The 23,624-nt window shown below is 63.9% G+C and carries 19 protein-coding genes; 9 read left to right on the plus strand and 10 right to left on the minus strand.

The window, feature by feature from the left end:
• Nucleotides 1-30: 30 nt before the first annotated feature.
• Genes phaZ through H289_RS0124445 form a run of 3 tightly spaced genes read right to left on the minus strand, consistent with a single transcriptional unit; the run spans nucleotide 31 to nucleotide 4,041 of the window.
• Nucleotides 31-846: a poly(3-hydroxyalkanoate) depolymerase gene (gene phaZ / locus H289_RS0124435; protein ID WP_020103474.1), complete on the minus strand. Its 816-nt coding sequence runs from the start codon at nucleotides 844-846 to the stop codon at nucleotides 31-33.
• Nucleotides 843-2,537: a PHA/PHB synthase family protein gene (locus H289_RS0124440; protein ID WP_020103475.1), complete on the minus strand. Its 1,695-nt coding sequence runs from the start codon at nucleotides 2,535-2,537 to the stop codon at nucleotides 843-845. The genes phaZ and H289_RS0124440 overlap by 4 nt, the downstream gene beginning before the upstream one ends.
• Nucleotide 2,538: 1 nt before the next feature.
• The gene (locus H289_RS0124445) at nucleotides 2,539-4,041 is read right to left on the minus strand and encodes a long-chain-fatty-acid--CoA ligase (RefSeq protein ID WP_020103476.1); all 1,503 of its coding nucleotides are present in this window, start codon (nucleotides 4,039-4,041) and stop codon (nucleotides 2,539-2,541) included.
• A gap of 108 nt (nucleotides 4,042-4,149) precedes the next feature.
• Here H289_RS0124445 and H289_RS0124450 point away from each other — a divergent pair, with 108 nt between their 5' ends.
• Together H289_RS0124450 and H289_RS31255 are read left to right on the plus strand one after the other, a co-directional pair.
• On the plus strand, nucleotides 4,150-5,328 hold the full coding sequence (locus tag H289_RS0124450; protein ID WP_020103477.1) for a PucR family transcriptional regulator: 1,179 nt from the start codon (nucleotides 4,150-4,152) through the stop codon (nucleotides 5,326-5,328).
• Nucleotides 5,329-5,598: 270 nt separating this feature from the next.
• Nucleotides 5,599-6,495 carry an endonuclease domain-containing protein gene (locus H289_RS31255; protein ID WP_051128590.1) on the plus strand — a complete coding sequence of 299 codons (897 nt, stop codon included), beginning with the start codon at nucleotides 5,599-5,601 and terminating at the stop codon, nucleotides 6,493-6,495.
• Between the two features lie 194 nt (nucleotides 6,496-6,689).
• Here H289_RS31255 and H289_RS0124460 read toward each other — a convergent pair whose 3' ends face one another.
• Nucleotides 6,690-8,525, minus strand: a complete 1,836-nt coding sequence (locus H289_RS0124460; protein ID WP_020103479.1) for an acyl-CoA dehydrogenase — start codon at nucleotides 8,523-8,525, stop codon at nucleotides 6,690-6,692.
• Between the two features lie 396 nt (nucleotides 8,526-8,921).
• Between H289_RS0124460 and H289_RS0124465 the strand changes: the two genes are divergently transcribed.
• Nucleotides 8,922-10,001, plus strand: coding sequence for an NAD(P)H-dependent amine dehydrogenase family protein (locus H289_RS0124465; protein WP_029105690.1), 1,080 nt, complete (start codon nucleotides 8,922-8,924; stop codon nucleotides 9,999-10,001).
• Nucleotides 10,002-10,005: 4 nt separating this feature from the next.
• Here the strand turns inward: H289_RS0124465 and H289_RS0124470 are convergent, their stop codons facing one another.
• Nucleotides 10,006-10,518, minus strand: a complete 513-nt coding sequence (locus tag H289_RS0124470; RefSeq protein ID WP_029105691.1) for an arsenate reductase/protein-tyrosine-phosphatase family protein — start codon at nucleotides 10,516-10,518, stop codon at nucleotides 10,006-10,008.
• 76 nt (nucleotides 10,519-10,594) lie between these two features.
• Here H289_RS0124470 and rfbA point away from each other — a divergent pair, with 76 nt between their 5' ends.
• The 4 genes from rfbA to H289_RS31265 all read left to right on the plus strand — a co-directional run bounded on the left by rfbA (nucleotide 10,595) and on the right by H289_RS31265 (nucleotide 15,077).
• Nucleotides 10,595-11,464 carry a glucose-1-phosphate thymidylyltransferase RfbA gene (gene rfbA, locus H289_RS0124475; protein ID WP_029105692.1) on the plus strand — a complete coding sequence of 290 codons (870 nt, stop codon included), beginning with the start codon at nucleotides 10,595-10,597 and terminating at the stop codon, nucleotides 11,462-11,464.
• Between the two features lie 451 nt (nucleotides 11,465-11,915).
• Nucleotides 11,916-13,112: a DUF1972 domain-containing protein gene (locus tag H289_RS31260; protein ID WP_081633531.1), complete on the plus strand. Its 1,197-nt coding sequence runs from the start codon at nucleotides 11,916-11,918 to the stop codon at nucleotides 13,110-13,112.
• A 310-nt stretch (nucleotides 13,113-13,422) separates the two neighbouring features.
• A complete protein-coding gene (locus H289_RS0124485; protein ID WP_196810075.1) occupies nucleotides 13,423-14,361 on the plus strand; it encodes a class I SAM-dependent methyltransferase in 939 nt (312 codons plus the stop codon).
• Between the two features lie 101 nt (nucleotides 14,362-14,462).
• Nucleotides 14,463-15,077: an LbetaH domain-containing protein gene (locus tag H289_RS31265; protein WP_196810076.1), complete on the plus strand. Its 615-nt coding sequence runs from the start codon at nucleotides 14,463-14,465 to the stop codon at nucleotides 15,075-15,077.
• Nucleotides 15,078-15,107: 30 nt separating this feature from the next.
• Here H289_RS31265 and H289_RS0124495 read toward each other — a convergent pair whose 3' ends face one another.
• Nucleotides 15,108-16,592, minus strand: coding sequence for an oligosaccharide flippase family protein (locus tag H289_RS0124495; RefSeq protein ID WP_081633533.1), 1,485 nt, complete (start codon nucleotides 16,590-16,592; stop codon nucleotides 15,108-15,110).
• Between the two features lie 511 nt (nucleotides 16,593-17,103).
• On the opposite strand from H289_RS0124495, the gene H289_RS0124500 reads away from it, so the two are divergent.
• Nucleotides 17,104-18,324: a glycosyltransferase gene (locus H289_RS0124500; protein ID WP_020103487.1), complete on the plus strand. Its 1,221-nt coding sequence runs from the start codon at nucleotides 17,104-17,106 to the stop codon at nucleotides 18,322-18,324.
• Between the two features lie 8 nt (nucleotides 18,325-18,332).
• Entirely contained in the window at nucleotides 18,333-19,499 is a 1,167-nt protein-coding gene (locus H289_RS32030) for a glycosyltransferase family 4 protein (protein WP_020103488.1), read from the plus strand.
• 4 nt (nucleotides 19,500-19,503) lie between these two features.
• Here H289_RS32030 and H289_RS0124510 read toward each other — a convergent pair whose 3' ends face one another.
• From H289_RS0124510 to H289_RS31280, 4 genes are all read right to left on the minus strand, one after another.
• Nucleotides 19,504-20,469, minus strand: coding sequence for a glycosyltransferase family 2 protein (locus tag H289_RS0124510; RefSeq protein WP_020103489.1), 966 nt, complete (start codon nucleotides 20,467-20,469; stop codon nucleotides 19,504-19,506).
• Complete coding sequence (locus H289_RS31275; protein WP_029105693.1) at nucleotides 20,469-21,350, minus strand: class I SAM-dependent methyltransferase; 882 nt, start codon at nucleotides 21,348-21,350, stop codon at nucleotides 20,469-20,471. Before H289_RS31275 ends, H289_RS0124510 begins: the two co-directional genes overlap by 1 nt.
• Before the next feature lie 88 nt (nucleotides 21,351-21,438).
• A complete protein-coding gene (locus H289_RS0124520) occupies nucleotides 21,439-22,254 on the minus strand; it encodes a 2OG-Fe(II) oxygenase (protein WP_020103491.1) in 816 nt (271 codons plus the stop codon).
• Complete coding sequence (locus tag H289_RS31280) at nucleotides 22,251-23,600, minus strand: acyltransferase family protein (protein WP_051128579.1); 1,350 nt, start codon at nucleotides 23,598-23,600, stop codon at nucleotides 22,251-22,253. Before H289_RS31280 ends, H289_RS0124520 begins: the two co-directional genes overlap by 4 nt.
• Nucleotides 23,601-23,624 lie beyond the last annotated feature (24 nt).

Genomic DNA, 23,624 nt, shown 5'->3' on the forward strand with positions numbered 1-23,624 from the left:
GTCGCCCTCGTCGCCTGACCCTGCTCCCGATCACGCGCGTTCCCCCGGCTCATTGAGGAACCGCGCGATCACCGGCGCCAACTCGCCGGCGTTGGTGATGAGGTCGACGTGTCCGCCGGAATGCAGATGCAGATGCGAGTGCGGCAGTAGGAAATTCATGATGCGTGCGTTGGCCACCGGGATGATCGGGTCGTCGGTGCCCGCCACGATCAGGGTCTCCTGCCGGACCGCCGGCAGCGCGTGGATGCTCGTCCACACCGCGCCGGCCATCAATTGATGAAGGTAACCGATTTTCGAACCGGCATGCAGCTGCTGCAGGAACAGCTTGGCGACGTCGTCGCCGTGCTGCCGGACGGTACCGCCGTAGAGTTCCCCGGCGATCGAGGCGGCGTACGAGGTGTTCGAGAACCGTTTCGGCGTCACCATTTTCGCCAGCACCCGCGGATGTCCGGGCACCATCACTGCCCCCGTCCCGGTGGCCACGAGGACCAGCCGCCGGCAGCGCCGGGGGTTCTGGAAGGCGAACTGCTGAGCCAGCGCCCCACCCCAGGAGAGGCCCAGGATGTCGACGACCGTGAACCCCAGCTTGTTCAGCAGCCGGCCCAGAACCCAGGCCAGGTAGGGAAAGCCGTAGGGCGCGAACGAGGTTGGTGATCCGCCGGTGCCGGGGACGTCGAACCGGATCACGGTGCCCGGCAGGTGCTCGACGAAGGGGTCGAGCACTTCGAGGCTGGCGCCGATGCCGTTGCACAGCACCAGCGGAACCACGCTCGGGTCGGTGCCATGGTCGATCCGGACCCGAAGTCGCTGGCCGCCGACCGACAGGTAGCGCTCGGTGACCGTCATTTCTGCAGCACGTACGTGCCGGGCGCCGGGCCGGTGGCGATGAAGCCCTCGGCGCCCAGCGTCTTCGGGGCGTCGACGTCGTCGCCGCTGCGCTCGGCCAGCCACGCGACGTAGTCGGGCCACCAAGAGTCACTGGACTTTTCGGCCTCGGTCAGCCATTCCTCCGGAGTTCCGTCGGTCACCTGGGCGATCCGGTACGACGCCTTCGGGTTCCCCGGCGGGTTGACCAGCGCGGCGATGTGGCCACTGGTGGACAACACGTAGCGATTGTCCTTGCTGCCCAACAACTTCGCGCTGCGGTAGGTGGCCTGCCACGGTGAGATGTGATCGGCGATGCCGCCGATGACGTAGGCGTCGCACGTGATCTTGGACAGGTCGACGGGCGTGCCGAGCATGCTCACCGCGCCGGGCGTGACGAGCGAATTGTTCAGGCCCATCAGCACCATGTCGCGGTGCAGCGCGGCCGCCATGCGGGTGGTGTCGGCGTTCCAGAACAAGACGTCGAACGCCGCCGGGCTGCGGCCCTGCACGTAGTTGTTCACCCAGTAGCGCCACACCAGATCGGTCGGGCGCAGCCACGCGAACATCTCGGCCATGGCCTTGCCGTCCAGATAGCCCTTCTTTGCGGAGGTCGCGATCGCGGCCTGGGCGGCCCGGTCACTCATTGCGGCAGAGGCGAATCCGGCGCGGTCTTGATCCAGCACCGTCACCGCGAGGGTGAGGCTGGCGACCTTGTCGCCGTCACCGGTCTCGGCCAGGTGCGCCGCGGTCATGGCCGTGATGATGCCGCCCGAGCAACTCGCCATGAGGTGGGCGCCCGCTGCGCCGGTGATGGCCCGCACCGCGTCGATGGCTTCGATGATCGCCGCCCCGTAGGCGTTGATGTCCCAATCCTTGTGCCGGGCTTGTGGATTGCGCCACGAGATGGCGAACACCTGCTGACCCTGCTGCACGAAGTACTCGATCATGCTGCGGCCGGGGGCGATGTCCATGATGTAGTACTTGTTGATCACCGGCGGCACCATCAACAGCGGCACCGCATGCACCGTCGGGGTCTGCGGCGCGTACTGGATCAGCTCGAACATCCGGGTCTGCAGCACCACCGCGCCTTTGGTGACGGCGACCGTCTCGCCGACGGTGTAGGCGTCCGGCTCGACCATTGCCGGCACCCGTGGTGACGACATGATGTCGCGGGCAAAGGCTTTCAGGCCGCGGACGGCGCTGAGGCCACCGGTGTCGATCATCGCTTTCCAGCCCAGCGGGCTGATCAACGGGTTGTTGGTGGGGGCCAGACCTTCGATGGCGTTGTCGAACACGAACCGCATCTGTGCTTCGTCGCGCCAGTCCAGGTCGGCGTCGGCGAAGAGCTTCTCGGCGGTGTCCGACGCGGCCAGGTAGCCCTGCATGATCCGGTGCAGTAGCGGATTCTGTTGCCACGCAGTGTCACTGAAGCGTTTGTCGGCGCGCTGCGGGGCCCGGTCGGAGTCGCCGGTGGCGATGTCGCCGAGCTCGTGGGCCAGTTCCTTGCCACGGTCGAGCACGGTGCCGGGCTGCTTGGCCAGGCTGACGGCCATCCGGGCCCAGGCCTGGTTCGGCATCATGCGGCGGGCGAACGGCTTGGTGGCGCTGGTCAGCAGCAGGTCCAGGGGTGCGGCGAGTTCGGAGGGTTGCAGCGTAGATGTGTGAGCCATCTCAGTCCTTTGAATCGTTTGTGGGGATGGTGATTTCGCGACGGAGGAGCTTCCCGGTCGGGCCCTTGGGCAGGTCGTCGAGGAACCAGATGCGTCGCGGGTACTTGTAGGCGGCCACCTGGCTCTTGACGAACTCGCGGAGTTCGTCGGCGGCGACCTCGAGGCCCGGCTTGAGGCTGACGGCGGCGCCGACCTCCTCGCCGAGCGAGTCGTGCGGGATGCCCACGACGGCCGCCTCGGCGACGGCGGGGTGGGTGTAGAGCACCTCTTCGATCTCGCGGGGGTAGACGTTGAAACCGCCGCGGATGATGAGCGCCTTCTTACGGTCGACGATGTAGTAGTAGCCGTCCTCATCGGTCCGGGCGATGTCGCCGGTGGCGAACCAGCCGTCGGCGTTGATGGCTTCGGCGGTGGCCGCAGGCAGGTTCCAGTAGCCCTTCATGACGTTGTGCCCGCGGATCTGGATTTCACCGGGCTCGCCCGGCGCCACCTCGGCGCCGTCGTTGTCGACGACGCGCATCTCGACGCCCTCGACCGGGGTACCGATCGACCCGGGCTTGCGCGGGCGGTCCGGATGGTTGAACGCCGCCACCGGCGAGGTCTCGGACAGTCCGTAGCCCTCCAAGACCGGGCAGTCGAAGGTCTTCTCGAAGTCCTGCAGCACCTGCACCGGAATCGCGGCGCCGCCCGAGACGGCGATCCGCAGCGTGTCCGTCGACGCCGTACCGGCCGCGGCCAGGAGCGCCGAGTACATCGTCGGGACGCCCTCGAAGATGGTGACGCCGTCACGCTCGATCAGATCCAGGGTCCGGGCCGGATCGAAGCGGGGCAGCAGGCTCAGGGTGGCGCCGGCCAGCACCGCCGAGTTCAGGCCGCAGGTGAGGCCGAACACGTGGAACAGCGGCAGGCAGCCCATCACGACGTCGTCGGGCCCGATGTTCAGCAGCGTCCGCACGCAGACGTCGGCGTTGCGGCCCAGGCCGCCGTGGGTCAGTTCGGCGCCCTTGGGCTTGCCCGTCGTACCCGACGTATGGAGGACGACGGCGGTGTCGTCGTCCGCGCGGTTGACCGGGACCGGTTGTGCCGCGAGCCCGTCGATCAGCGCCACCAACCCGGCGTCGTCGACCACCCAGCAGCCCGCGCCCGCTGCCTCGGCGCCGGCCTGCGCCTCACCGGCGAAGGCCGGGGGTGCGAACAGCGCCCTGGCCGTCGTGTTGGAGAGGTAGAACTCGATCTCCGGGGCCTTGAGCAGCGGGTTCATCGGCACCGCGACAGCGCCGGCGTACAGGATTCCGTAGAACGCGGCGGCGAAGGCCGGACCGTTCGGCAGCATGACGCCCACCCGGTCACCCGGTTCGATGCCGGACTGCCGCAGCAGCGTGGCGACGCGGGCGGCGGCGTCGTCGAACTGGGCGTAGGTGTAGGTCTGGTCGTCGCAGCGGAGGGCGACGCTGTCGGGGCGACGGGTCCGGCTGGCGACGAGGTTCTGGGCGAGGTTGGTCATGCCTTCAAGCGTGATTCGGCGCGGCTCCGGAGGCGATGGTGGCGGGAACAACAGTGACCACTGCCAAATGTGACCGGCCACAATCGGCACCTCACCTAAGGTTGGCTGATGGCCGGGGTCGACGAGCACATGCGGGAACTCAGCCAGATCATGCTGACGCGTGTGGAGGCGCTCGGCGAGCAACTGGCCGACCGCATCTACAGCCGCATCGACGGCTACCGCGCCACGCCCGCGGCGCGCGAGAACGTGCGCGAAAGTTGCGTCGCCAACATGACTTTCGTGTTCCACACCCTCTGCAACGACGGCGAGGCGGACCTGTCGCCGGCGGAAGCGACCGGCCGGCAGCGGGCCGTCGAGGGCATACCGCTGGCCGCGGTGATGACGGCCTATCGCATCGGGTTCCGGTACATGTGGGAGAGCAGCGTCGCCGCCGCGCGGGAGGCCGGCATCCCGACCGAGTCCATCCTGGAGGCCAGTGCGCGCATCTTCCTCAGCCAGGACGAGTTCACCCAGGCGATGACCGGCGCCTACCGGGAGGAGCTCACCAGCCAGATCATGGACCGGGAAGAGGAACGGTCGGCTCTGGTCGAGGCGGTGCTGCTCGGCCGCATCACCGACAACCAGAGTCTGTGGGAGGCGGCCGATCTGCTGGGCCTGCCGACGACGGGCCCGTATGTGGTTGCGGCGGCCGAGATTCCGGCCATCGGCAAGTTGGGGTTACCCGAGATCGCGAGCAAGCTCGCGGCCCGTGACATCCGGTCGGCCTGGCGCCTGCTGCTCGATCTGCAGGTCGGCGTCGTGCACCTGCGGCAGGACGCGACGTATGACGTGCTGGTCGAGGTGCTGCGCAAGATCGCGACGGCGCGGGTCGGCCTCAGCCCGGCCTTCGCGAGCCTGGCGGAGACCGGCGAGGGTCTGCGCCTGGCCCGGCTGGCGGTGGCCGGCAGGCCGAGCCGTGACGGCTTCGTCTGCGTCTTCGACGACGCGCCGCTGGCGTTCGCCGCCGTCAGTGCGCCGGAGGTGATGAACCGCATCGAGGAGTCGGTGCTCGGCGGGCTCCGTGGGCTGCCCTCCGAGGAACGGGCGATCCTCTCTCAGACCTTCCAGGCGTGGCTCGACGCCGGCGGATCCGCCAACGAGGCGGCGGCCGCAATCTTCTGTCACCCCAACACAATTCGGCACCGGCTGCACCGCATCGAGGAGCGAACGGGCCGGTCCCTGTCGCGTCCGCGCGACGTCGCCGAGCTGTGTCTGGCCTTCGAGATCAGCCAGCGCCTGCCTGACTAGCTGGGGCTCGCGGGGCCGGGCTGGGCGGGGCTCGGGTCGCGGCTCGGCTCGCGGGGCGCCGGGGCGTTGATCGTGCGGCTTGGCAGACGGCTACTCGCAGAGATTCTGCTGTGGCGCACAGTCAACCGGTGCAGAGATGGCCGGGGATTGAGTGTGCGTCCGGCATCACGCGGGCGCAGGCTATCCACAGTTCGCGATCCGTCCACAAGCGCCGCCTCCGGTATGGCTGACACTGCAGTGGATGTCTGCGGCGGCGGAGACGCTGTCGCTATGACCGAACCATTCGTCGGCAGCGAGGCCCTGGCCACCGGCATGCTCAACCGCTACGAGCTCAGCCGCTATTACCGGCTGCTCATGCCGAAGATCTACGTGGACAAGCGGACAGAGCTGTCGCTCCAGCAGCGCACGACAGCCGCGTGGTTGTGGTCGGGTCGGGAAGGCGTCGTCGCGGGAGCCGCTGCGTCAGCTCTTCATGGCGCGAGTTGGGTGGCCGACGACATTCCCATCGAACTGATCAGCGCCAAAATCCGCGCACCTCGCGGCGTGGTCACTCGTCGCGATCTGGTCTACGACGACGAGGTCACCCGCGTCCACGGGTTGCTCGTCACCAGCGTGGAGCGGACGGCGTTCGACCTTGGCCGTCGGGAGCTGATCGGATCTGCAGTGGCGCGCCTCGATGCCCTGGCTCGAGTTACCGGATTCACGGCCGACGATGTTCTGGCGCTGGCCACGCGCCACCCTCATGTCAGGGGCTTGAGGCAACTGGAGCCAGCGCTGGGCTTGTTCGACCCCGGCGGGCATTCGCCGCAGGAAACTCGATTGCGATTGACGTTGATCGGCGCGGGGTTTCCCAAGCCTCAGACTCAGATACCGGTACCTGGGCCCGACGGCAACCCGAAGTATTTCCTCGACATGGGCTGGGAGGACCTGATGCTTGCGGTCGAGTACGACGGTGCGCAACATGCTGAGTCGCTGGCCTACGACATCGAGCGTGCTGACTACATCGCGCAAGTCGGGTGGACCCATGTCAGGGTTGCCGCAGGGCATCGCAAGGCGTCCGTGATTGGGCGGGTGGAGCGCGAGTGGAATCGCCTCTGGCGGCCAGGACTTGGAGTTGCCGGGCGCACGCCGCCCCTTCCAGGGCCTCCGCTGGATCTCATGCATTGACTGTGCGTCTTGGCAGACGGCTACTCGTCGAAGTTCTGCTGTGGCGCACGGTCAATGAGCCCGGGAGTTCACTGTGCGTCGGAGCAGACGACCACTCGCAGGAAGTCGGCTGTGGCGCACAGTCAAAGTACGGGGGCGGTCAACGCAAAAGAAAACGGCCCCCGCCGAAGCGGGGGCCGTTCACTTTGCCCGGATCAGAAGGACGCTTCGTCCAGCTCCATGGTCTCGTTGTCGATGGACTCGATGACACCGCGGACGCTGGTGAGCAGCGGCAGCATGTTCTTCGCGAAGAACGAGGCCGACGCGATCTTGCCCTCGTAGAACGCACGGTCGTCGCCGGTGGCGCCCTCGTCGAGCGCCTTGATGGCGACCGCGGCCTGCTTCAGCAGCAGCCAGCCGATGACCAGGTCACCGACGGCCAGCAGGAAGCGGACCGAGCCCAGGCCGACCTTGTAGATCGACTTCGGGTCTTCCTGAGCGGCCATCAGGTAGCCGGTCAGGGTGGCAGCCATGCCCTGGACGTCGCCCAGAGCGGTGGCGAGCAGCTCGCGCTCGGCCTTCAGGCGGCCGTTGCCGTCCTGGTTCTTGATCAGCTGCTCGATCTCGCCGGCGACGAAGGCCAGGGCCTGGCCCTTGTCGCGGATGATCTTGCGGAAGAAGAAGTCCTGCGCCTGGATGGCGGTGGTGCCTTCGTACAGCGAGTCGATCTTGGCGTCACGGATGTACTGCTCGACCGGGTAGTCCTGCAGGAAGCCGGAACCACCGAAGGTCTGCAGCGACTCGGTCAACTTCTCGTAGGCGCGCTCGGAGCCGACACCCTTGACGATCGGGAGCATCAGGTCGTTGACCTTGAAGGCCAGCTCGGCGTCCACACCGTGGACGGCCTTGGCGACCTCGGCGTCCTGGAACGACGCGGTGTACAGGTACACGGCGCGCAGGCCCTCGGCGTAGGACTTCTGGGTCAGCAGCGCCCGGCGAACGTCCGGGTGGTGCATGATCGTGACGCGCGGAGCGGTCTTGTCCATCATCTGGGTCAGGTCAGCACCCTGGATGCGGGTCTTGGCGTACTCGAGAGCGTTCAGGTAGCCGGTCGACAGGGTCGCGATGGCCTTGGTGCCGACCATCATGCGGGCCTGCTCGATGACGTCGAACATCTGCGCAATGCCGTTGTGGACCTCGCCGACGAGCCAACCGACGGCGGGGATGCCGTGCTGGCCGAGGGTCAGCTCACAGGTGGCCGAAACCTTCAGGCCCATCTTGTGCTCGACGTTGGTGACGAAGGCGCCGTTGCGCTCGCCGGGCTCGCCGGTCTCGGGGTCGAAGTGGAACTTCGGCACGAAGAACAGCGACAGACCCTTGGTGCCCGGGCCGGCGCCCTCGGGGCGGGCCAGGACCAGGTGCATGATGTTTTCGAATAGGTCGTCCGAGTCGGCCGAGGTGATGAATCGCTTCACACCGTCGATGTGCCAGGTGCCGTCGGCCTGCTGGGTGGCCTTGGTGCGGCCGGCGCCCACGTCAGAACCGGCGTCGGGCTCGGTCAGCACCATGGTGGCGCCCCAGCCGCGCTCGGCAGCCAGAACGGCCCACTTCTTCTGCTCGTCGGTGCCGTTGTTGTAGAAGATTTCGCACATGCCCGAGCCCATGGCGTACATGTAGGCGGCCGGGTTGGCGCCGAGGACGTGCTCGATGAGGGCCCACTGCAGCGCGCGGGGCATCGGCATGCCGCCGAGCTCTTCTTTCAGGCCGACCTTGTCCCAGCCGCCGTCGAGCAGGGCACGCATCGACTTCTTGAAGGGCTCGGGAAGCTTGACGGTGTGGGTCGCGGGGTCGAAGACCGGCGGGTTGCGGTCGCCGTCGGCGAACGAATCGGCGATCGGGCCCTCGGCCAGGCGCGCGATCTCGTTGAGCATTTCACCGGCGGTGTCGGCGTCCAGGTCGGCGAACTTGCCTTCACCCATCGCCTTGTCTACGCCGAAGACCTCGAACAGGTTGAACACCTGGTCACGGACGTTGCTCTTGTAGTGGCCCACGATTTCTCCTCGATGAGATGGACTGTAGGGGTTGGGTACTCAGGGCTAAGTTACCCACCAGTAACTGGGGCTAACTATACCGCCGGGTAACTTCATCGCAAAGCAGTCAAGAGCAAATTTTTCGCAGCTAACCAACCCAGTGGTTGAACGGGGTGGTTTCGCGACCGGTTTATGGCCGCTGACCTGCAGTTTAGTCCGAATGTGATGTCCGCCACCGGAAACTTCCGGAACTGAGGATGACGTGTCAGTTGGGGCCAATGGGAGCCCTGTTGTGGCGTCTTCGCGGTGGATGCGAAGGCTTACGCCCGCCGTGATCTCAGCCCGGATCGGCGCGGCCCGGCGGCAATCCTGGGGGGTGGCTGTGAGGCGGGTCACCATGCCGTGGTTATGTGAGGTATGCGTCGGGTAGCGGTGTGGGGTACAGGCAATATGGGGGCGACGGCGATCCGATCGGCGGTCGCGTTCCCGGGGCTTGAGCTGACGGCGGTCATCACCTCGAGTGAGGACAAGGCCGGCCGCGACGCGGCGACATTCGCCAAGCTGGACACCGCGACTGGGAAGGTCGCCACCACAGACATCGACGCGGCTCTCGCCGACTGCGACGCCGTGGCCTACATGTCTTCCGGAGATATTCGCCCGGAGGAGGCCATCGCCGACATCGAGCGCTGTCTGCGGGCCGGCCGGCACGTCGTGACGCCGTCGCTGTACTCCCTGTATGACCCGGCTTCGGCCCCGGTCGAATGGGTCGAGCGGCTCGCCGACGCGGCGGCCACCGGTAACGCCTCGCTGCTGGTATCGGGTGTCGATCCCGGATGGGGCAATGACGCGCTCGCCGTGACGGCCGCCGGGCTGTGCACCCGGATCAAGACCATCCGGTGCCAGGAGATCTTCGACTACTCGACCTACAACCAGCCTGAAGCGGTCCGCGTGCGCTGCGGTTTCGGCGGTTCGATGGACGAGACGCCGCTGATGCTGATCCCGACCATCCCGACCATGGTGTGGGGCGGCAACGTCCGGCTGATCGGCCGCGGGCTGGGCATCGAGATCGACGAGATCACCGAGACCTGCGAGCGCCTGCCATTGGCCGAGGCCGTCGAGAACGTCATGGGCCGCTTCGAAGCCGGTACCCAGGGCGCCTTCCGGCTGGAGGTCATCGGCTGGTCCCAGGGTGTGCAGCGCGTGATCATCGAGCACATCACCCGCATCGACCCGTCCTGCGCGCCGGATTGGCCGCAGCCTGACGAGGGCGTGGGGGATCACCGCGTGATCATCGACGGCGATCCGCAACTCACGATCGTGGTGCGGGCCGACGTTCCCGGAGGCACCCGCGCCGACGGCGGCAACACCACCGCGGCCAACCGGCTCCTCGGTGCGATCGAGTGGCTCGCGACCCAGAAGCCGGGCATCTACGACGGTCTTGATGTGCCGCTGCACGCACCGCTGCCGGCCGAGGTCGAGGCGACGCGCTGGGCCTGAAGGCCTAGGGGCTGAGTGAGAGGACGGCGGGTAGCAGCGCCGCGATCTGTTCACCCACCGCTTCGAAGGCGTCGAGGTCCCGACCGATCGGATCGGCGATCTCCACCGGCTGGTGTTCGTGCAGGCGGAGGCGCAACGGCGCGAGGTCGGCCACCGTGCGCACGCCATAGGTCGAAGCCAGTAGGGATGCCTCGCCGAGTGTGAACGTCCGCCGAAGTTGACGCGGCGCGAGTTCGAGCACAGCGATGCGCTGTGCCGATGTCATCGTCAGGACCAGATCGGCGTCAGCGGCAATGCGCGGAGTCAGCTGTCGCGCAGCGAAGTTCGCGGGATCACCGCCCAGCCCGATCAACACCTCTGCAGCGAAGCGATGGATCGGATGCCCGATCACGGCGTGGATTCCCGCGCTGGCGGTGGTGAAGTCACGGATGCCCATCTGCGCGGCCAATCCCGCGGAAAGTCGTTCTGCGGTAGGCGATCTACAGATGTTGCCGGTACAGACGAACAGGATGCGCAGACCGACCTCCTAGACGTGCCGTAACGCAAACGTCAATAACCGCATGCGCATGATCTGTCCGTGCCACGATATGCCCGTGAAGGGCATCATCCTAGCGGGCGGATCGGGCACCAGGCTCCATCCGATCACGTTGGGTGTGTCCAAGCAGCTGATTCCGGTTTATGACAAGCCGATGGTCTATTACCCGCTATCGACACTGCTGTTGGCGCGAATTCGCGACATCCTGGTGATCACAACGCCTTTCGATGCGCCTAGTTTTGAACGGCTCCTGGGCGACGGGTCGCGGTTCGGAGTATCGATCACTTATGCGCGACAACCATCTCCGGACGGGTTGGCGCAAGCATTCTCCATCGGCGCAGACTTCATCGGCACCGACAAAGTGGTCCTCATACTGGGCGACAACCTGTTGCACGGTCCGGGTTTGGGTACCCGATTACAGAATTTCAATGCGGTCGATGGTGGCGCGATTTTTGCGTATTGGGTGGCGGAGCCGAGTGATTATGGCGTCATTGAATTCGATGCCAATGGATTGGCGGTTTCTCTTGAGGAAAAGCCTAAGGTTCCCAAAAGCAATTACGCTGTTCCTGGCTTGTATTTCTACGACAATGACGTGGTATCGATCGCGCGGGATTTGAAACCGAGCGATCGTGGCGAGTACGAGATCACCGACGTCAACCGCCGGTACCTCGAGCGAGGGCAACTGCACGTGCAGGTACTGCCCCGCGGCACTGTCTGGCTGGACACCGGGACGGTCGACCATATGACCGATGCGGCCGAGTTCGTCCGCACGATGGAGCGACGAACGGGACTCAAGATCGGCGTCCCCGAAGAGGTCGCATGGCGGCAGGGCTTTCTCACGGACGACGAACTCCGCGAGCGCGCTGAGCGGCTCGTACGGTCCGGCTACGGCTCCTACCTGCTCGATCTTCTGGATAGTGGTTGGTAGTGGCCATTCGGCCGGCCGCTCGGGCACTGTGCGCGATGCGACGTATCCCGAAGTTGCTGAGCTCCGGAGCGGCTACGCTGCGGGATTTGTAGCCGAGGGGTGGGTCAGCCGCGCGGAGGCCGGCGGTGCCAGGTGTCGCGGGGCTCTGACCTGCAATTATTTAACACGTAGGTAAGTTTAGGTCGACCTTGACTCGGCGGACGGGCGGCGACGGCTCCATTTGCCGATGCAAATACCCAAACGGTAGCTGGCCTGAAAATCGATAAAACAGGCTAACAAAAAGCAATAAACCGATATTGACGTTTTAGCAAAAAACTTTACGAAAGAGCTTCCTGAGGGTCCGCTGTGGTCGTAGCATCGCCCTCGTATCGGGCCTTCGTGTGGGTTCCATCAGATTCTCATTAGAAGCCCGCTTCCTCACCATTGGAGCTTGGTCTAGATCGGGGGCCTGATGTCTTCAGTAGCAATAATCGGAACGCGCGGATACCCGAGCTATTACGGGGGATTTGAGACGGCCGTCCGAAAACTTGCACCCGATCTAGCGGATATGGGCTGGGATGTCACGGTATATGGCCGGCACGGCGCCACGAAGCCGGACGATCCCACCTTGGATCCGCGTATCAAGCGACGGACCACGTGGGGCATGGAGACACAGAAGCTGAGCACGTTGTCGCATGGCCTGACAGCGTGTTTGGACGCCGCGGCGCGCAAGCCCGATGTCGCATTGATCATGAATTGCGCGAATGGCTATTTTCTTCCGATTCTGCGGGCGCGCGGCATCCCGACGTTGGTGAATGTCGATGGGCTGGAATGGGAGCGCGACAAGTGGAGTCCGCTTGCCAAGAAGGTCTTCCGGAAAGCCGCGGAGTGTACGGCGCAGTGGGCGGACGGGCTGGTGTTCGACGCGCGCAGGATCGCGCAATACTGGAAAGAGACCTTCCACGCCGATGGAACATTCATTCCGTACGGAGGTGACGTCACAGGCGAATTACCGGTGCCGAAGGGTCTGACGCATCGTGAATATGTTTTGGTCGTAACACGATTCGTTCCCGAGAACACGGTGGCGCAGTTCTTTGAAGCAGTGCCGGCAATAGCCGAGCAGTACCCGGTGGTGATCGTCGGCAGCTCGGGGTACGGCGGTGAATTGGATGACACCGCGCGCCGTCTGTCTGCCCGCCCTTCGGTCACATGGCTGGGGCATGTGCACGATGACGAGTTACTGCTGGCGCTGTGGCAGCACGCTGGTCTGTACTTCCACGGGCACAGCGTCGGTGGTACGAACCCCGCTTTGGTGCAGGCAATGGCCGCCGGTGCGCCGATCTTGGCGCGTGACACCGACTACAACCGCGAGGTGCTCGGTTCTGCGGGTGAGTTCGTCTCAGACGACCCCGAACTGATCGCCAAGACCGTGCTGCATCTGATGGACAATCGCGCTGCGCGGGAAGAGGAATCGCACGCAGGCATCCTGCGTGCCGCCCAGCATTACTCCTGGAAACAGGTTGCCCGCAGCTACGACGGAGCAATGCGCGCCGTGATGGAGGCACATGGTATCTCTGCGCATGCTGAAGTCCATCCCATCATGAGTCGTGCTGCGGCGCTGAACATTCCAGTCCCAAGTCCTGTCGGATCCCAGCGGCTCGCCATGTAGCGCGCCTGACGTCCCGAGTGATTCAGGGTCCGGGCTCGGTGTGGCGTATGGACATGATGCGCAATCGATTCGAATTGCCCTGACGGTAGCCACTCAATCGATAGTCCAGGTGGGACTCGCGTGCCTACTCTGGGCTTCCGCTCGAAAACTGCTAGGCCCCTGTGGTATTCGCTTTCAGTAGGTACCCAGATGTCGCTCCTCGCTGAATTGCCGAGCGGATTGCCAACGTCCGGCACGTCAGCGGTAAAGAATCTCGGAGCGGCCCGACAAAACGCATTTCTGAAGAATATGAACGTGACATACTTCGACAGTGAGCATTGAAGGAACGGCCGAAAGGCTGCCGCTCGTGAGTCCGATCGCCTGCCCTGAGTGTCATGGAAGCTTGGACCGTCACGAGGCGGGCGCCATCTGCCGGTACTGCTCGGTTACCTATCCACTTCTTGAGGGTGGCTATCTCAATTTGATGCCACATTCGTCGACCATTGCGCTTGTGCCGTCTGATGACTATTTGGCTGAGCAGATAGATTGCGGCGCAGCCGATCGCGCCGAACGATGGCTGCTCCGCCATTTGCGACCGGAGGACCGCACCGCGCTCGACATCGGGTGCGGTACCGGCTCCATCGGAAAGACCATTGTCGAATCGTGCCCGACGATCGATGCGTGGGGAGTCGACCTACCGGGCAACCTGCCCGGCTGGCAGAGTGCGGAGGCGAGCCCCGATCGCGTGGTGTCCGGCTCCGCGCTGGACCTTCCCTTCGAGTCCGACATGTTCGACCTGGTGTGGTCCTTCGGGGTCATCGAACACATCGGGGAGCCAGATCCGCCGGCAGCACGAGAATCTGACCGCCAGCGCTACATCAGTGAAATGATGCGGGTCCTGAAACCGGGCGGGCGAGCAATCATCGTCGCGCCAAACAAGTTGTTCCCGTTGGATCCAGCGCATGACTGGTCGACGAGCACGTTCGGTCACCGTCTCTTCGAGCGCACGCACCTCTGTCTCCACCCAACGTGGGGGCCGCACCCGTTGATGTCGTTCGCCGAGGTTCGTCGGATGGCCCGTGCGGCCGGTGCAAGCAAGATTCGTTCTCTCAACATGGCGAACTATTTCCAATTCGTGCGTGTCGGTTCAGCGCGTGCAGGGTGGTTGGTGCCGGCGGCTCGCTTCTATCTGAATCACTTGCCTGGCTGGTTGGGCGCAACGCCATTGGCGCCCTTCCTGGCTGTCGAATTGACTTGCGGGGAGCGTTGAGGCCGGGTGCGGACACGGCGCTCTCGGCGCTGCAGACATCGCCCGACCGGCTGGATTCAGATGGCGCCACCGGCCGCATCAGGTCTACTAGAATTCGACGCATGGGGCGTAGCGTTCGGATGCGGCTGGTGCCACTCATGCGTATCTGGACGTTACCACTCTGGTTGGGCGTCAACAGATCTGAAGCCGCGGCGACAGTTGCCGCGGATGTCGATTGGTGGGTGCGCTGCCTTGGAGACACCGAACTTGAAGCCCTCGGTCGGTACTCTCGATTCGCGTATCTGAGTAGCTCGCTGCCGGAGTTCCGGACGCTGGTGCACTACCGGCTACGGTGTGCGCCGTTGCCGGTCCGCTTGATCCTGTACGCGATGTATCGCCCGCCTGCGTACCCGAAGCTAGTTGCCGATCGCATCGGTCCAGCTCTGTTCATTCAGCATGGGGTGGGCACGATCGTGAGTGCCGAGTCGATCGGAAGCCATTGCTGGATCAACCATCAGGTGAGTATTGGCTACAACGCAAAGGGCCGGCCGACGCTGGGCGACCGAGTCTGGGTCGCGGCCGGCGCTATCGTCCTGGGACCGATCACCCTCCATGACGGCGCGACAGTCGGGGCCAACGCAACGGTGATGCATGATGTCGCGGCCGGTGAGACTGTCGTGGCACCGCTTGCCGTACGTCTCGACAGAGGGCGGCACGACAGCGATCGGCCGAACTAGAACGACGCCGCGGCCGCTGATGTGACCGAATTACTGCCGGCTTCGACCGGGTAGTTCTATTCCCTTGATGGCACGCAATTTCGACGGGAGCGGCACCTCGGGTAGGTATCCACGCTTCCAGCTGATGAACAAGTAAGTCGCGAAGAACACGCCGGCTGCTGCGCAGAACGGCAAGATGGCCGACCTGCGGTCGTCGGTCTCCGCGATGAAATTGAAAGGCAGAGCAGCCGCGGCCGCCACCGCGGCGGCGGTGAAGGGCCCCACGACACCGCGGGTGTAGAGCTTCAATGGGATATCGAGCTTCATATGTGCATAGCGAAGACCGAGAAACTTCGCGGCGGGAACACAGATTGCAAGTGCCGCAGCGAGTCCCGTGAATCCCCAGAAGTAGGTAGCGGCTACCGCGGCGATCGTTTGAATGATGCCGGTGACCACGGAGACCTGCGCGATCACCGCCGGCCTGCCGATTGCCGACAGCGTGCATGAACATATTGCCGTCGACAGATTGACGGCGATTCCGGCAAGTAGGGCGAGCAACACGATGGTGACCTGCTGGCGATCGTGGCCGAGCCACACGGTGATAGCCGAAACAGCGGTAGCCACCATGGCAAAGGGGAAGATCAGTGCGACCGACGTGTTGCGTCGCGTCAGGTGCTCGTACTGGCGGAGTACGCCATCCATTCCGCCGGTGATGTAGCTCTGGGTCAGATGCGGAGTCAGGGTGGATGCGGAGGCGCTTCCCAAGACTTGCGCGCCCATCGCAAGTCGGTTGGCAAGTTCGTAGACGCCTGCGGCGGACGGGCCGATCATGAGGCCCGCGATGATCTTCCCCGATTGCAGCACCAACGTGTCGGCGGCGGCCGCAACCTGCGATGTCAGTGCGTAGCCGAAGTATTCGCGCATGAACGCTGGTGTCGGCATTGCAAACGGTATGCGCCGTTCGCCCGCAAGCTTGATGACGAGCACCACGGCACAACCGAGCGCCGAGCCCGCGACGGACCCGTAGGCGAACGCCCGCAATGTCGGATCCAATGCCAGCGCCGCGACGCCTCCGGACGCTTGGAGTACCGACAAGATGGCCAGACCGACGGTTGTCGGAACGACCCGGCCAATGCCGATCGATGCGGCTGTCAGCACCCAGCCGAGGATGCCCAAGATCAAGATCGAAATCGAACTCAGAAACAGGCAGCGTGTCAACGACGGATCGTCCAAGCCGAGCACGCGGGTCATGGGCTCCGCAGCCAATATCGCTGCGCCACTGAGGATTGCCCATATCGCCAGCAGCATCCCGAAGCACATGGTGAGGACACTGCCCTGACCCTTGACATCACCCTTGGTGTGGAACAGAGCGACATACCGGACGGTCGCTCGTGCCGCGCCCAGGTCGAGGAGTGCGCCGTACTGCACGATTGCTCCGGTGACCGCCCAGACTCCGAAGTCGTGCAAGCCCAGTCGCGCGACGACATACGGCGTGCAGACAATCTGAACGCTGTAGCCGGCCACGATTGGAAGCATCTGAACCGCGGAGCCCAGTTTGAGTGAGGTTGCGCCCCTCGTCGGCCGTGCTTCCTTGGATTCTGTCAACGCGATCCAACCCCACTTCCGACAAGCGCCTGTGCGCCGGCGTCTGCGGGACGCATATCGACCGACCCTTCTCGGGTGGCCTCACTGTGGGTCCAGGTGTCGCTGAGTCGTGGCGCGGTGCAGAAGTCGTGAGCACATCGTGGGAGTGGTGGTGACACCAATTCCGATGTGCTCAAGGCATCCAACGTCTTTCCCATGACGGTCAGCTGATTCTGGATCCCGCTGAAAGACCGAGTAATTACTGTGAAGTTAGGCCAACTGAATCTGCGTACAACACTACAGTTGCAACAGTGCGCTCGTGCCAAGAAAACCCGAAGCGAAGTGCTTGCGGGGGAGCGGATCAGCGTCGACATCGGGGAGGCCGCTACAAGATGGACCTGACCATCACGACGGTGATTCGCGCGGAGTCGCCGGCGGGCACCCGTGACACACCGGATCGGCAGTGAGTGGCGTGCTCGAGCCCGGTAGTCGCATCTTGCTCCTGCACCCCGCAGACGAAGCCTACGGATCTGACCGGGTGCTGTTGTCGGTGGCGAAGTACCTGTGCGAGGCGCAGGCTCAGGTCTACGTGCTGCTGCCTGACGACGCACGCCCTGGGTGGCTTACCGATCGTCTGACGGAAATCGGCGTCGACGTCCGACATGGACCGTTGGGTACGGCCAGGCGCCGATATCTGACCAAGAGCAACCTGCTGAAATACCTTGCCGGCCTCGTGCAGGCCCGCTGGTTCTTGCGCCGGCAGATCAGGACGTTCGATCCGGAGATCGTTTACGTCAATACGTCGGCGTTGATCATCGGCGCGTTCCTGGGCCGGAGGCGTCGCTGGAGCCTCATCTGGCATGTCCACGAGATCATCGAGCATCCGCGCTTGCTGGCGTGGCTCTTTCGAAAGTTGCCGCTCACCGCCGACCAAGTGATCGCTGTGTCGGGGGCCGTATTTCGGCACCTGTGCGGCAACACCGACGCGGCGCCTCACGTCACGTTGCTGCGCAATGGAATCGCGCCCCGTGCGCTTGTCGCAAAGCCTGGCGTGGCGCCGCTCCGGGTCTGCTTTGCCGGGCGGTTGAGCGAGTGGAAAGGCTATGGCGTGTTCCTCGACGCGGCAATCGAACTCGCTTCGCAGGGGGCACCGATCGAGTTCGTCATCGCCGGCGAACCTGTGCCGAACGAGCTGTGGCGGACCGGTGAGATCGAATCGGCCATCAACCGTCGCGGCCTGTCCGGCCAAATACGGCTGATCGGCTTCCATCCGGACGTTCCAGCTCTTTTCGACTCGATGCACGTTGTCGTGGTTCCATCGATACTGCCTGATCCGTTGCCCACCGTCGTGCTGGAGGGGATGCGTAGCGGATGCGTGGTCATTGCGACGCGGCACGGCGGCGCGGTGGAGATGATCGAGGACGGAGTGTCCGGCTTTCTGGTCGCGCCGGGCGACCCAGTGGGCTTGCAACAGGCGATCCTGCGGGTACTTGCCGAGCCCGGTCTCATAGACGAAATCGGGCTCGCCGCCTGGACTCGGGTCGAGGCCGAATTCACGACAGAGGTGTTCTGGCGGAATCTTTCGCCGGTATTTGCTCGGGCAACCGACCTTGCGACGAAGCGCCGCAGGCGAACTGGGTGGAATCATCGCACGGCTGTGCCCACCGGCATGCCGGGCGTTTAGGGCCGGAGATGGAACCCTGCACCCCCAAGCCAAACGAAGCCGGAGATGCCACCGAGCTGCGGGTGCTGATGATCGCGGACTGGTTTGTCTACTATCTTGCGCCGATGGCGCTTGCGCTGAGCGACACGGCCAACGTGAGATGTGTTCTCAAGGACCATGGTTCAGAACTGGGGCTGCCGGGCAAGGCGGTCCGTGAGAAGACAGCGATGTTTGATCCGCTCGATGTCGAATTCGTTCCAGGCAAACAGTTCGACCTGCGCAGTCTGGGAGCGCTCGTACGAGTCATCAGGAATGCCAGGGCTTTTCGGCCCGATGTCATTCATTCACAGTGGCATTCGGATTGGCGGCTGCTGCTGCTTTCGCTCGCCGTGCCGCGCTCGACGCGGATCCTGACGGTGCACGACGTGACGCCCCACCCTGGCCGTCAGTTCCACACGAGCTATTTAAAGCGACTGGTGAGGTGGGCCCTGTACAAAACCACCGATGGGTTCGTCGTCCATGGCGAGCGGCTGGTACCGAAGCTTCGCGAGGACCCGCGGGTCCCGGCGTCGGCCTACGTCGGAGTTGTGCCCCACGGTGCGTTGGCTCAACCGTCAGGGACATACCCGATGCCGCCGGGTCGGTCCCTGCTGTTCTTCGGATGGTGGGAGTACTACAAGGGCCTGGACCTGCTGATCCAGGCGACGGAAGCCGCCGCGAAGGTTCTCGGCGATGTCCGGCTCATCATTGCCGGCCACGGGTCAGAGGGATCAAGAGCTCGCGAACTCGTGCGGAATCCCGAATTGTTCGATTGGCGAGAGGGTTTTGTCCCGGACGACGATCTGCCCAAGTTGTTCGGGTCTGTCAGCGCGGTGGTTCTGCCGTATCGGGAAGCGAGTCAGAGCGGTGTGGTGCCTTTGGCATTCGCGAATGGCCGCCCCGTCGTCGCAACCGACGTTGGTGCCCTCGGCGAGGCTGTCGACGACGGGGTGAACGGCCTTCTCGTGGCATCTCCGACAGTCGAGGCGCTCCGAGATGCCATCGTTCGACTGTTCACCGAGCCCGGCCTGCTCGCTACGTTGGCCGACGGCGCGCAGAGGACGGCTGACGAATCGCTCCGGCCGGAAACCATCGCCCGTCGGCATGAGGCGGTTTATGCCGCGGCCGCGGCTGCGAAAGAGCTTCGTCGCCGTTGACCGCTCAGCGGGAAGGCGCTGTGGGACGCATCGGGGAGCTGGGCGGCGGGTCTGCCGTCCGGCGGCGTGCGCCGCAGATCAAACCGGCAGCTGCCGTGCGGTACCAAATTCGGCCTCGCTCGGACCGCCAGCCGATTCGCTTGCGGAGAGGCGTCAGGACCGCCATCAACTGCAGCACAACCCACAGGGTGAAGATCGTCGGGAGCGCAACGAGTTTGCGCCGGAACAGGATCAGCGACAACGCCAGCGAGCGGAAGTACTGGCCCGCGGAGAATTCCGGGAACTGCGAGGTGGAGCGTCCGACGAGGTGGGTGACGACAGCGCTGGGCTCAAGGCGGTTCTTCACTCCAACGTCCAGTAAGCGCCGAGCCAGCACTTCTTCTTCCTGGTACAGGAAAAAGCGCTCATCGAACCCGCCCACGCGCCAGAAGTTCACCGTGCTCACGGCCATACACGACCCTTGGACGAATGGGACATCTCCACCTTCGGTGTACACGGGGTCGGTCGGCGGAATGTCGCGGAGCAGTCGGCCGACGATCAGCGCATTTGGCGCAAAGACGTCCACTATGTCGGCAACCGGCCACGACCAATATCGCGCCCGGGTCCGATCGGCGCCGCAGGAATCGAGGATTCTGGGCCCCGCGACGACGTTGTTCTGCGCCGCGCTCTCAGAGAGGATCTTCACGGATTCGGGCGACTGAAATGCTGCGTCGGGGTTTAAGAAGATGAGGACGTCCGACGTCGCGTTGGCCGCACCGAGGTTGCATCCCGCACCGAAGCCTCGGTTCGCGCCGGCCCGGATCAGCTTGGCGCCGGGCCGGTGATCCAGCGCAGTTTGCACCGACGAGTCCGACGACTGCTGATCGACGACGATGACCTCGTACTCCGCCGGGATCGACGTCATGCAGTCGGCCAGCGTCGGCGCAGAGTTGAACGTGACAACGACGATCGAAGCGGGAGGGTTGCTCATCACGCGGACTTGCGATAGGCCGCGAGCCAGATGTTCCTAGACACCCCAACTTTGCTCAACAGTGCCCGGAGGATTCGCTTCGACCTGGTGCGCGTGATCGTTCGATCTTCAATCCTGTCCAGCAGGCGCAGCAGACGTAGACCGACGCCAGTTTGGATCACACCACCGGGAAACGCGATGACAGCCTTTACCTTGTCGAAGCCGGCGGCCTTCAGAGCGCACGCGAGTTCGTCGTGCGTGTACTCCTTCAGGTGCATGAATTGTGCACGGTCGTAATCGAATACGCGAGACAGGTCGTGCGGGCCCGAACTGCGGTGCGGAGTGTCGAACAGGTAGCGGCCGCCGGGTCGAAGGATGCGGCGAGCGTTGGCGAAGTGTGCCGGCAGGTCGTCAGGGTGGAAGTGCTCGATGACCTGTGTCGAGATGACGACATCGAACGACTCGTCGGGTTCGAATGATGCGAGGTGGATGCCATCGGTGATGTGCCACTGGAGTCCGTCGGACTCCGCGAGATGTTTCGATCCTCGCTCTGGGGAAATCTCGGTGGCGACACACCGGTGTCCGGATCGAACGAGGTCTCGCAGGAGTGCTGCTCGACCGCTTCCTATCTCGATTACGTCGGATCGCGCCGGCACCAGCTTGCGCCATGTCGCCATCCACCACTCGGGTCTCGAGTCGTCAGTTGCGTTCAGCCAGGGCAGGGATTCGTACAGTTCGGTATACGCCGCGCTGAAGACCGCCCAGCGCAACTCGGGCGTGGAAGCGAGCAGCTCGCGAGTCAGCCGGGCCTCGAGCTGCTCATGGGCTTGGACCTGTTCGATCCCGATATCGTCGCCCAGGCCATAGTTTCGGCGGTATCTCGACACAACATCCGATACCAAGACCGCCCACCTCCCAACTGAATGGCGCCTCTGTGAAATGGTAATCGCATCGCGGTGGCTGATCGAGCAAGTGCCGAAATCTACTCGCTCACTGCCGATTCCGAAGTTTTTGCACTCCCTCGATGGCCGCGGGCGGCACCCAGCGCTTCAGCTTCTGCTTCAACGTGGAGTTCATCGATTCACCCGGCCGCGCGCGAAACAGTGTTGAGTGTTCGCTCGACGACTTCTCCTCGTCTGGGCGGCCATTGGTGTAGTAGTAGAGCGCCATCGACCTGCGTGAACGATGCGGTGGGCAAGTCAGGGGATCTGGATGGCCGTGATATGAGAAGTCGGTCGTCGCGAAGAGCAGGAAGCGGTTGAAGATGGGCAGCGTCTTTTGTACGCAGTGCTGCATGTCGCGATCCCACAATTGAATGTGACCACCCCAGGATTCCTCCCAGTCCTTGTTGAGATAGAGCAGCCCGTTGAGTCTTCGGTCCAGATTCAGTCGGCGATGGCGATTGAAGTCAGCATGGACCTTGAGGAAGCCGCCGGTGCGGATTTGATGCAGTCCACCACCGAAGAAGTGTGGATCGGGGACGATCCCTTCGATCCCGGTCAGCCGTTCGATGAAGTCGACAAATGGGGCAGAGTTGAACTGCGCCAACAGGTGTTGGGTCGCGGGTCCCATCCGCTCTGAATCTGCGAGCGCGAGCTTCACTTCGCGGCCGTTGTCGTACTGCTGCCATTCGGTGTCGCCGGGCTCGGGGAATTCGCTCAAAACGGGGCCGAGTACTTCGGGGGGAAGAAAGTTGTCAATGACGATGTGCGGGAACGGGTCCGCGTTCTGGAACTTCTCCCGATGCGCATCGGCGATGGGGAACAGTTCCTCCCGACTGAACGTGAAATTGATTGTCTCAATCATCGGTGTGAGGTGCCGCCTTCCTTCTGGTCCTGGTTCGGGTCGGCTGTGTACGGCGACACTGGGTGGGGAGTGCGGCCGGCGAGGAGGGTCTGGGTCGCTAGATTCTGGACCGTTTGCGCAGGTGTCTGAGGTGAACGTAGCGGGTTCGGCGATTGTGAAGGCGATTGAACCGGCATCGCTTCCCGCGGTTGCCAGCGTATACCCGGGCTCGGCGAAGGAACGAGTTTTCGTGTGACGTGTGCGGGGCCTTGGATCGGAATTCGATCCTTCGCCTTGAGGAATGGGCTTTCGATGAATCGCCAAGACAAGATTGCGGCGGCAAATGTCAAGGGAACTCCGATCAGCCCGGCCGCCACCGGATGGGTGATGCCGAATCCGAACATAATGAACATGAAGATCGGGAAGTGCCAGATATAGAGTCCGTAGCAGATGCGGCCGAGGAACACCAACGGCGGAGATCGGAATACCTGGTGGGGAATCGTCTGCTCGGGCAGCACCAGCGCGGCTATCAGGCACGCGGATGCCAACGTGAAGAACAACGAGATTCCGGCGTACATCGCGCGGTTGTGTTGATCCATCGTGAACCCGCCGACGAGTAGTGCGATCAGCGATGGCGCTGCCAGCATCTTCGCGGTCCGCTGCAGGGTTACGTTGTTGCGTACCTGCGGCATTGCCAATGCAATACCCAGCGCGCAGCCGATCAGGAGTGCGTCGGCTCGCACATCGGTCCCGTTGTAGAGGCGTTCCATGGATGCTCCGTGGAAGGTGAGCCAACTCCGCCAGCCGGCGGATCCGAGTGCCAGGACTGCCAGCAGCGCAACAAGGCGCATTCGGAGTCCGATGGCCCTCAGTAGGAAAGTGAGCAGCACTGGCCAGAGCAGATAGAACTGTTCTTCGACGGCGAGCGACCAAGTGTGGCTTAAGAATCCAGGTATCGGAGCTTCGAACGCTCGGGTCCAGTTTGAAGTGTAGGTAGCCGCTGCGGCCGCTTCGATGACGTGCCAAATGAAATCGTCGTCGAGCACCAGGTATGCGGCAACGACAAAGCAAAGGATCATCGCGTAGTTCGCGGGGAAAAGCCGAAGTACTCGGCGAGTATAGAACGCGCCGAATCCGACGCTCCCAGTCTTCGTCCACCGTTTGAGAAGGAGCGAAGTAATCAGATACGCGCTCATCACAAAGAACATGTCCATGTAGAGGAATGCGCCGGGGCACCAGGTGGGACTCAAATGTGCTGCCAGTACCGAGAGTGTCGCGGTGCCGCGCAGACCGTCGAGCCCGGGGTTGTAGCCGAGCGGATAGCGACTCGGGTCGTATCGGAACCACTCAGACAGTCGCGTGATCATCTGTCCATCCGAAAACGGTGCGGG

The sequence above is a fragment of the Mycobacterium sp. 360MFTsu5.1 genome, assembly GCF_000383495.1.
Classification (GTDB): domain Bacteria; phylum Actinomycetota; class Actinomycetes; order Mycobacteriales; family Mycobacteriaceae; genus Mycobacterium; species Mycobacterium mucogenicum_B.

Excerpts from the sequence above, each read along its gene's own strand:
- phaZ (WP_020103474.1), bottom strand. The coding sequence starts at position 846 with ATGACGGTCACCGAGCGCTACCTGTCGGTCGGCGGCCAGCGACTTCGG.
- H289_RS0124440 (WP_020103475.1), bottom strand. The coding sequence starts at position 2,537 with ATGGCTCACACATCTACGCTGCAACCCTCCGAACTCGCCGCACCCCTG.
- H289_RS0124445 (WP_020103476.1), bottom strand. The coding sequence starts at position 4,041 with ATGACCAACCTCGCCCAGAACCTCGTCGCCAGCCGGACCCGTCGCCCC.
- H289_RS0124450 (WP_020103477.1), top strand. The coding sequence starts at position 4,150 with ATGGCCGGGGTCGACGAGCACATGCGGGAACTCAGCCAGATCATGCTG.
- H289_RS31255 (WP_051128590.1), top strand. The coding sequence starts at position 5,599 with ATGACCGAACCATTCGTCGGCAGCGAGGCCCTGGCCACCGGCATGCTC.
- H289_RS0124465 (WP_029105690.1), top strand. The coding sequence starts at position 8,922 with ATGCGTCGGGTAGCGGTGTGGGGTACAGGCAATATGGGGGCGACGGCG.
- H289_RS31260 (WP_081633531.1), top strand. The coding sequence starts at position 11,916 with ATGTCTTCAGTAGCAATAATCGGAACGCGCGGATACCCGAGCTATTAC.
- H289_RS31265 (WP_196810076.1), top strand. The coding sequence starts at position 14,463 with ATGGGGCGTAGCGTTCGGATGCGGCTGGTGCCACTCATGCGTATCTGG.
- H289_RS0124495 (WP_081633533.1), bottom strand. The coding sequence starts at position 16,592 with ATGCTTCCAATCGTGGCCGGCTACAGCGTTCAGATTGTCTGCACGCCG.
- H289_RS32030 (WP_020103488.1), top strand. The coding sequence starts at position 18,333 with ATGGAACCCTGCACCCCCAAGCCAAACGAAGCCGGAGATGCCACCGAG.
- H289_RS0124510 (WP_020103489.1), bottom strand. The coding sequence starts at position 20,469 with ATGAGCAACCCTCCCGCTTCGATCGTCGTTGTCACGTTCAACTCTGCG.
- H289_RS0124520 (WP_020103491.1), bottom strand. The coding sequence starts at position 22,254 with ATGATTGAGACAATCAATTTCACGTTCAGTCGGGAGGAACTGTTCCCC.
- H289_RS31280 (WP_051128579.1), bottom strand. The coding sequence starts at position 23,600 with ATGATCACGCGACTGTCTGAGTGGTTCCGATACGACCCGAGTCGCTAT.